At 56.3% G+C, this 6,627-nt stretch carries 5 protein-coding genes; all 5 read right to left on the reverse strand.

The window, feature by feature from the left end; translation table 11 throughout:
- Positions 1-24: 24 nt before the first annotated feature.
- The gene (locus AC1DA5_RS10005) at positions 25-2,658 is read right to left on the reverse strand and encodes a VaFE repeat-containing surface-anchored protein (RefSeq protein WP_480290129.1); all 2,634 of its coding nucleotides are present in this window, start codon (positions 2,656-2,658) and stop codon (positions 25-27) included.
- Between the two features lie 145 nt (positions 2,659-2,803).
- A complete protein-coding gene (locus tag AC1DA5_RS10010) occupies positions 2,804-3,952 on the reverse strand; it encodes a hypothetical protein (RefSeq protein ID WP_480290131.1) in 1,149 nt (382 codons plus the stop codon).
- 71 nt (positions 3,953-4,023) lie between these two features.
- On the reverse strand, positions 4,024-4,326 hold the full coding sequence (locus AC1DA5_RS10015) for a hypothetical protein (RefSeq protein WP_480290132.1): 303 nt from the start codon (positions 4,324-4,326) through the stop codon (positions 4,024-4,026).
- Positions 4,327-4,333: 7 nt separating this feature from the next.
- Positions 4,334-5,137 (reverse strand): ParA family protein, encoded by an 804-nt coding sequence (locus AC1DA5_RS10020; protein WP_480290133.1) that lies wholly within the window; start codon positions 5,135-5,137, stop codon positions 4,334-4,336.
- A 96-nt stretch (positions 5,138-5,233) separates the two neighbouring features.
- Positions 5,234-6,304: a tyrosine-type recombinase/integrase gene (locus tag AC1DA5_RS10025; protein WP_480290135.1), complete on the reverse strand. Its 1,071-nt coding sequence runs from the start codon at positions 6,302-6,304 to the stop codon at positions 5,234-5,236.
- Between the last annotated feature and the right edge of the window lie 323 nt (positions 6,305-6,627).

Consider the following 6,627-nt stretch of genomic DNA (forward strand, 5'->3'; position numbering starts at 1 on the left):
AACTGTTAGGGGGCGGCGGGAGGGTTAGTTCTCGCGTCGCTTAGTTGCAAGGGTGGCTGCGCCACCTGCGGCTAGTAGCGTGGCTACGCCTAGCGGCGCGAGGTTAGCGCCGGTCTTAGCTAGGGCCGACCCGCCTCCGGAGTTATCAGAGGCTTCGAGCTTAATGGTCTGATCCGCATCGTTGACATCCTCATGTGTGCCCACTAGCTCACCGTCAGCGTCGTAGACGTATTCGAAGGCAACGAGTTCAGTGTTTGCCATGCCGGTAGTGTCCAGGTTGGCTACTACCTTGCCGCAGTCTTGCGGGGTTTGTGGGGTGAACTGAGCGGTGGCTTCGTATTCCTTGCCGTCTACCTTGACCATCTGGCCGGTGGTCTTGTTGTGAATCTTGAGCTTGAGGGTGTATTCGGTGCCGGGAACGAGTTTTTCGTTCGCGTCACACACCTTGTCAATCAGCTTGGTGTCCTTGCCAGGCTTTAGCGTCTTTTCACCGTTTTCGCCGGTGAAAGTGGTCTTTAGCTTCGGGCCAGGCTCAAACGTGATTGTCTGGTTGTCATCGGTAATGTCAGCATGGATGGTGATGGATTTGCCTTCTTGGAATAGTTCCTCGAAGGCTACGGTGGTCTTGCCGGCAAACAGTGCTGCGTCCACTTCGAAGGCGACCGTGGCAGTGCCGTTGGCGCTTTCAGGCGTGAACGTTGTGGTGGCCGTGATTTCTCTGCCATCCGAGTCCAGCATCGGTTTGCCGGTTTCCTTATCCATGAGCGTGCCAACTACTTCGTATTCCTTACCGAGTTCAAGGTTGGTGTAGGTAACCACGTCGGTAAGGGTGCGCGTGCCGTATCCAGGGACGGGGCCGCGCTTGTTTTCGTACATGAGCGTGGTGTGAATACCAGGCTCGGGTGCGATAGTGAACTGCTCGGTAACATCCTCTACAGAAGTGGCTAGCGGGGCTACGCGGTCGTCTCCTGCGAAGGTGGAGATGAATACATAGGTGCCAGCGACCAGCTTGCCGTCCGCACCAGACTTAGCGATCCAGGAAGTATCACCAATGCTGGGGTAGAAGCCGTTCTTGGCTGGAATGGTGACGGTTTCACCGATCTTTTCAGCCTTGTCACGGTTCGCCTCGGTTACCTCAAGGCCAGCGGGGAAGAACAGCACTTCGTGAGAGATTTCTTTCTCGTCTGCCTTAAAGCCTGCTGCGCCTTCAAAGTTGGGGTGATCCTTGGGCATACCAGTTACAAACACGTCATCTACCAAGTAGGTGCCCGCCTTGGTGTCGCGCACACTCAGCTGCGAATCAATCTGAGCTGGGTGCCTTACCGACGTGGTTTCGTCTGCCAGGCCGTAACCGTCAGCAAAGTCGGCCTTAATGTACTTAGACCAATCAGCGTCTTGGTCATCGGCCTTTACTTCCCATACCCACGTGTAGAAGCCGTCCTTCGGTGCTGTGCCCGCGTTAGCGGTAATCATCGTTTCAGGCCCGTCTGCCTTGACGGTGACGGACTTGATTAGCTCTGCGCCTTCTGGCACAGTTTCGCTCTGTTCAGCCGGAGCTAGTGCCGAGACGTAGTAAACGCTTGCACGATAGTTCACGGGCACGTCAGTGCCATCAATGTTGAGCCACTTGCCGTCCCCGTAGTTCGGGTCAGCGTTTGGGGTGAACGTGTCAGTCAGCTCGCTGCCACTGTCAATAACCTTAGCGGTATCCACATTCGATACACCTTGCGGGCGGAAATCAAAAATCACATCCCACGACGGAGAAGTCACAGTCTTTGAGGTTACTTTCGCAACGTCATAGATGACGCTCTGATTCGCGCCACCAGGAGCCGCAAAGCCCAAGACGGGAGCAGTTAAATTATCGTATTTGATCGTGTAATTGACCTTGCCGTTACCGGTGGAGTGCCACTTGATGCCATTAATGGGTGTAGAGGCGGTCGTGCCCGTGTAGGTCTTGGTGCCGGTCGCGTCGAACACAGCCGGACCATTGAGCGTGGCAGTGAACGGATGCCCAGCAACGTATTCTCCATTTCCGTTCTTGATACCGAACTTACCAATGGTGCCATACATGAGATCGTTGGTTTCCGGTTCGCCTGCGTCCCAGCCCACGATGCTCTTGGCTTTTGCTTCGGCTACCATTTGGCGGGCGCGTGCCTGCACGCTTTCGGGCGCGAGGCCCAGGAGGGAGTCAACGTTTTGCTGGGACTTTTCCGCTCCCTGCGCGCTGCTCTCAAAATTCACGTGAGCGAGGAATCCTGTCGCTGCCGCGTCCACGTCCGTGTTAGAGAACTCCAGGGATTTTGGAGTCCACTTCTTCATGATGTACGCCATTTGGGCGACATTCACGCTCAAGTCAGCTGGGCGCCGAAGATTAGGCTGGCTGGTCAGTTCTCCAGGGGTGACCGCGATCGAGGCCGACGGGTTCACCGCATCTGCTTGAATACACAGACCGGGGACAGGCTGGCCGCTATAGGGAATCCATGTCCCCAGCCAGCCTACGCTTCCTCCGATAGGAACGCCGCGCACCCACGAACCAGCAGCATGAGTAGGTAGTTGTGCGGATACCGTTGCGACGAGAGCGAGAACAACAGCGGCAATTGTTGCTCCCACTTTCAGTGCTCGATCTCGCCAGTGGCATCCGATGGTCGATGTAGACATGAACTCGCTCCATCTGTTGATTGTCAGTGATCACTGAGTCCCACTTATTGGGATCTCAGCCACTTCGTAGATAGTGCGCGCACAGTATTTGCCCGCCCAGCAAGGTGCTGAGCGGGCAAATTATTAATGTTCACCTAAAAGAGGACTAGTCGCATCCCAAGATGCAACCGGAGTCGGTAACGCTCCCGTTTTCGTCTGGCTCTACTTGGTGGTGTGCCCACCCGTCATCGTCATAGCTGTATTCGGGGAAGTTGGGGTTGTAGCAGTATTGGCCTCCGCCGCACACGTCTTCACTGCTTGATCCGCCGTCGCTGTAGCCGCCGTTGCCGGCTGCGTTGCCTCCGTTCCAGTCGTTGGAGCCTTCGTTACTGGTGTATCCGGTGTTGTCGTCGTATGGGCTGGTGTTTCCTGCGTCTTGCCTAGTCTCGGCTTGTGCTCTAGCTTTGGCTTGAGTGTCGGCCCAATTCTTGTGTGCTTCATTGACGCTCGTCGTGGCTTCCTTTAGCACGGTGACTTGAGTGAGGGTCGTGTCGATAGTTGCGAACCTGTCTTGGAGAGTTTGCACTGAGTCGGATACTGTCAGCGTGCTACCAGACTGTGTGGATCCGGGCTGAGATGCGGACTGCGCGTCTGATTGAGCTGTGTCCCCTGATTGTGGGGCGTCGGTTTGCGCGGTTTCAAGCGCGTCGTCGAGCGCCTTCAGCATGGTGGGGTCCACGCCTTCGCGTGGCGCGGTCTTAGCTGCCTGGATCGCGTCGGCCAGTTGTTTATCTGCTGCGGTCTGGTCGGCGTCTGCCCGTTCGCCTAGCTTGTTTTCGATGCAGGTGTTGGCGTCTTTGAGCGTGACAGTGACAGCCTTGAGGGCATTTGTGTGGGTGGTGAGTTCATTGGTCAGGGATTCCAGTTGGGCGCGGGTGAGCTCATCGGCGTTATCGACTTGGGGTGCGTCAGGAGCGGCCTGTGTGGCCTGGCGGGTCGCGTTGAATTCGTCGGCTTGGAGGTCGCTGGCGTAAGTGGCGAGCATGGCGCTAAGCGCGTCAGCGTCCGCCTGCGCGTGTTGGAGGTCTGTTTGTGCCTGCGTGTTCTCGTCTTGTGCTTCTTCAAAGGCTGAGCGTGCCTGGGCGGTGGCCGCGTGAGCATGCCAGATGAGGCCCACGGCTGCGAGGACAGCAACTAGGGCGAGACTGAGGACTATCAGGACAGGCTTTCGCTTGTACCATGCGGGTTTGATTTCCGACGTACTCGGGGTGGCGTCACCGCGGTCTTCAACGGCTGGAGTGTTAGTAGTGTTCATTTGGATTCCACGGGTTGTTTCTTTTACAGAGGATAACGGGAAAGTTATATTTGGTCGAGTGTGTGAACGCTTCATCGTGGCCCTACTGGCAGGGTTCCCGGTGGCTGTGGGAGTGCCACATGATTCAGGCGATGATTCACGCTGGTGGTTTCTTTCTTGAGTGCTCGCTCGACCCATTGGCTCCATGTGCGTGGCCCGTCGTAGGGGAGTTCGCTCAGGTATGCACCGCGTGCTGCGTTAGCGATGTGCGCGTCTAACGTGATCGTGATTTTTTGTTTGCTGGCCGGCGCTTGTTCGGGTGTGCGTGGATTGTCGCGCGGTGCAATCACCGTTTGTCCGGTCAGTGCGGATCTGCGCGGTTGTGGTTTACTCATGTGCATGTCATTTCTCCTTGGTTTCGTGATGATGGCAGATGGCGTGGAGGTAGTCGGTGTAGATGGTGGCGAGAGCGGCCGCATCACGGGTGGGCCACTGTTCTAGTGGCTGTGAGGCTTCTACGCTGTCTGCAATGGCTACCCTCTTGGGTATGGGCGGGTCGAAGATGGTGAGTCTGCGTTTTTCGGCTTCATCGCTGAGTTCGTTGAGCCAGTGGCCACCGCTGGTGGTGCGTGCCTCGTGTTGGTTGATGATGATGCCGCCGATGGTGAGGTGTGGATTGTAGTAGCGGCGGATTTCTTCAATCGAGGTGAGCAGGCGTGCCAATCCATTGGCTGACCACAGTTTCGAGTGGGTAACGATCAGGGCGGTATCTGTTGCGGTGAGGCCGTTGATGGTGAGCTGATCGAGGGATGGAGGGCAGTCAATGAGGCATAGGTCGTAGCTGCTTGCGACGGTTTGGAGCGCGGTGGCTAGTCTGCTTTCGCGTCCTGCCCCTGCTACCACCAGTTCGTCTCGCACTACAGGTAAGGCGTCGCCGCTGGTTGGTACGAGGTCTACTCCTGACCATAGGCCAGGCACAGTGACGTCGGCGATGGAGAGCTGGGAGCGTTGGGAGAGGACGTCAGCTACGCCTGCCTGGTCTTCCCCTGTGGGGTGTAGTGCCAGTGAGGACGTGATGTTGCCCTGGGGGTCAAGATCGACGACAAGGACCTTCAGTCCGTCAAGCACTGCGGCACGGGAGAGGTGGTAGGTTGTCGTCGATTTGCCTACGCCGCCTTTTTGGTTGCAAAGAGCGATGGTCAGCATGGTTCACTCCTTTATGAATCTGGGGTAACAGTGGTTACGGAGTTGCCAGCGATACCGGCAATGCTGGTAATGCCAGTAATTCCAGTAATGGTCGGTTTAGAAAAGGTATTCGTTGAATACTGTTGGTAGCAGGTCGAGAGCTTCGCGTTGGAGGCGCACGCTCACGTTCATGTAAAGAGCGGTTGTCGATAGGTTTTCGTGACGCATAAGGGTTTGGACTACGCGCGCGTCGGCACCGGCTTCGAGCAGTGCTGTTGCGAAATAGTGGCGCAATTGATGTGACGTCATCTTTACTCCCACGCGGGCGAAGGCATTCGAAATACTTGAGCCGACGGCCCGTCGTTCCACATGAGTCTTAGGGTCTTTTGGTGAGGGGAACCAGTAGCCGCGTAACGGATAGTTTCTCGCTTCCTGCATGATGATCGGATGTACCGGCACAACAGAGGTCTTATGGTTCTTGCCGACGACTTCCAATAAGCCAGTGGCATGATCGAGGTCTTGACCACGGATCTTTGCTATCTCGTGTACTCGCAGACCGGCGAAGGCTCCGAGCATGATGCGTGTACGCGTGCCGCCTCGAAGCGGCGAGGATAGTGCGGCTTGTAATTGAACGTCGGTGATCGGCCGTGGTTTGTATTTAGGGCGTTTTGGTGGAGCTACCCGGATCATTGGGTTGTCCGCGCGCTGATCAGTGATGACTAGCCAGCGGTAGAACGCGCGTAGGTGGACGTAGTAGGTGTGGCGCGTGATGGCTGAGGGCAGGGTCACCAGCCAGAGCGTGATGTCCTGGTAGGTGGCCGTGAGCGCGTCCAGGTTTGCCTGTTTGGAGAATTGCTCCACGACGCGGATGCGTTCATCGATGGTGCGTGTGGATAATGAGCGGGCGGCCATTTCGACCATCCAGGCTTCAAGTAGCTGATTAGAAAGTATTGGTCTCGTAATCATGCCTAAAGTTTGCGCCAATACCTGCGCCAATCGAGCGCGTACCAGCGCTGTCTTTGACGTACGCCCGCCATTTCCGGAGTGGCCAGTAAGGTCATAATGACTGGTGATTATGGAGTTGCCAGCGATTCTGGTAAATGAAAACTCGAGTATCGTGAGCAGCGCGATATATGCTGATTTGAGGAAAAAGTCTTGTAATGAATAGGTCGTGGGTTCGATTCCCACAGGTGGCTCTGGTGATGCCCCCGCGAGAGCGGGGGCTTTCGCATATCCGGGGGTGAACGGCGCGGGTATCCATCCTCCAAGTCTGTCCATTGTTGGGAGCAGGTCTACTGAAGTGTCCCGGGTTTTCTTCCGTTTGGGTGGATGGGAATAATCTGGTTTATGCCGAAGAATTTTGGGGTGAGTGCCCGAAATGTGTGTATGGGGTGGGCGTGTCGCGGGGTGTTTAGTGTCCGGCCCAGCCTTTTTTGATGTGTAGTGATCCGTCTTGGTAGTTGGTGTTGTAGTCGATGGTGGTGTCGTAGCGGGCTGGTGTGCCGGGGTTG

The organism is Pauljensenia sp. C0254C2 (assembly GCF_056583835.1).

Bases quoted from the DNA above. Each gene is read 5' to 3' on its own strand.
- AC1DA5_RS10020 (WP_480290133.1), bottom strand. From the start codon at position 5,137: ATGCTGACCATCGCTCTTTGCAACCAAAAAGGCGGCGTAGGCAAATCG.
- AC1DA5_RS10015 (WP_480290132.1), bottom strand. From the start codon at position 4,326: ATGAGTAAACCACAACCGCGCAGATCCGCACTGACCGGACAAACGGTG.
- AC1DA5_RS10005 (WP_480290129.1), bottom strand. From the start codon at position 2,658: ATGTCTACATCGACCATCGGATGCCACTGGCGAGATCGAGCACTGAAA.
- AC1DA5_RS10010 (WP_480290131.1), bottom strand. From the start codon at position 3,952: ATGAACACTACTAACACTCCAGCCGTTGAAGACCGCGGTGACGCCACC.